Source organism: Bradyrhizobium sp. BRP19, from assembly GCF_020194195.1.
GTDB lineage: Bacteria > Pseudomonadota > Alphaproteobacteria > Rhizobiales > Xanthobacteraceae > Bradyrhizobium > Bradyrhizobium yuanmingense.
In genome coordinates, this window is sequence record NZ_JADYVZ010000070.1 from 1 (window position 1) to 1,687 (window position 1,687).

Below are 1,687 nucleotides of genomic sequence, written 5' to 3' on the forward strand. Positions count from 1 at the left end.
CATGGGCCGAGGAGCCGGCGGCGCCGAGCGCCTTGGCGATGCCGTTGGGATCGATGATCATGATGACCGCGCCATCGCCCAGAATGGTGTTGCCGGAGAACATGTCGATGTGACGCAGTTTTGTCGACATCGGCTTGACCACGATTTCTTCGGTGTGGAACACGCCATCGACGACGATGCCAAAGGTCTGGCTGCCGACTTGCGTCACCACGATGAAGCCGTTCTCGGGATCGGAGGCCGCGCCGTCGTCGATCTTCAGGAGCTTCTTCAGATGGATCAGCGGCAGCAGCTTGTTGCGCAGACGCAGCACCGCGGTGTCCTTGATGCGCTCGATGCGGTGCTCGGAGTTGGCGCGGGCACGCACCAATTCCACCACCGAGAGCTGCGGGATCGCAAAGCGGTCGCCGGCGGCTTCGACGATCAGGGCCGAGACGATGGCGAGCGTCAGCGGGATCTTGATGGTGACGGAGCTTCCTTCGCCGGCCACGCTCTTGATGTCGATGGTGCCGCCGATCTGGTCGATATTGGTGCGGACCACGTCCATGCCGACGCCGCGGCCCGAGACCGAGGTGATGGCAGCGGCAGTGGAGAAGCCCGGCGCGAAGATGAACTTGTGGATCTGGGCTTCGCTCATCTTCTCGAGCTCGGCCTCGGTGACGAGACCGGACGAGAGCGCCTTGGCCTTGATCTTCTCGGTGTTGAGGCCGCGGCCGTTGTCGGCGATGCAGATGATGATGTGGCCGCCCTCGTGATAGGCGGACAGGCGAATGGTGCCCTGCTCGCCCTTGCCGCTGGCGAGGCGCTCGGCGGGGGTCTCGAGGCCATGATCGGCGGAGTTGCGCACCATGTGGGTGAGCGGGTCCTTGATCAGATCGAGCACCTGGCGGTCGAGCTCGGTGTCGGCGCCGTGCATCTCGAGCTCGATCTGCTTGCCGAGTTCGGATGAGAGGTCGCGGACGATGCGGGGCAGCTTCTGCCAGGCATTGCCGATCGGCTGCATGCGCGTCTTCATGACGCCTTCCTGCAGCTCGGCGGTGACGTTGGAGAGGCGCTGCAGCGGCACCTTGAACTCGGTGTCCTCGTTGCGGCGGGAGATCTCCAAGAGCTGGTTGCGGGTCAGGACCAGCTCGGAGACCATGGTCATCAGGTGCTCCAGCGTATCCACGTTGACGCGGATCGACTGGTTGGCGATGCGGTCGCCCTCGCCCGCCATCTCGTCGGCCATCGACTTCTTCGGCGCGGCCTTTTCCTTGGCGGGCTTTGCGGCTTCAGCAGCCGGCTCGGCCTTAACCTCAGCCTTGGCCACGGGCGCGGGCACCAGCGCTTCGATCGCGGTCTCGCGGAAGGCGCGCTCGAGCTCGTCGAGCGAGACCTCGCCCGGACGCAGCGGACGCTCCAGGGTCTGATCGACCAGCGTGCCCATGGTCATCTCCTTGGCGGGGGCGGCTGGAGCGGCGGGTGCTTCCGGCACCAGCGGCGGCGCATCGGCAACGGGAGCAGCAGTGCCGGCTGTCGGCATCGGCTGCGCCGAGCCTGACATGGCGGCCATGCCCTGCTCGACCATCGCTTCCAACTTGTCGATGAGATCGCGGTCGTTCCCCTCCGGCTCGGCCTCGGTCGCCTCCAAGCCAGCCAAAATCTCCTTGATGCGGTCGATCGAGGACAGGATCACCGTCACCGCCTCGGC

1 protein-coding gene is annotated in these 1,687 nt (G+C 65.7%); it reads right to left on the reverse strand.

Features of this window, described 5'->3' with window-relative positions; all coding sequences use genetic code 11:
• The coding region (locus I6F36_RS38520; protein WP_225173247.1) for a chemotaxis protein CheA at positions 1-1,687 on the reverse strand (1,687 nt) is incomplete at both ends.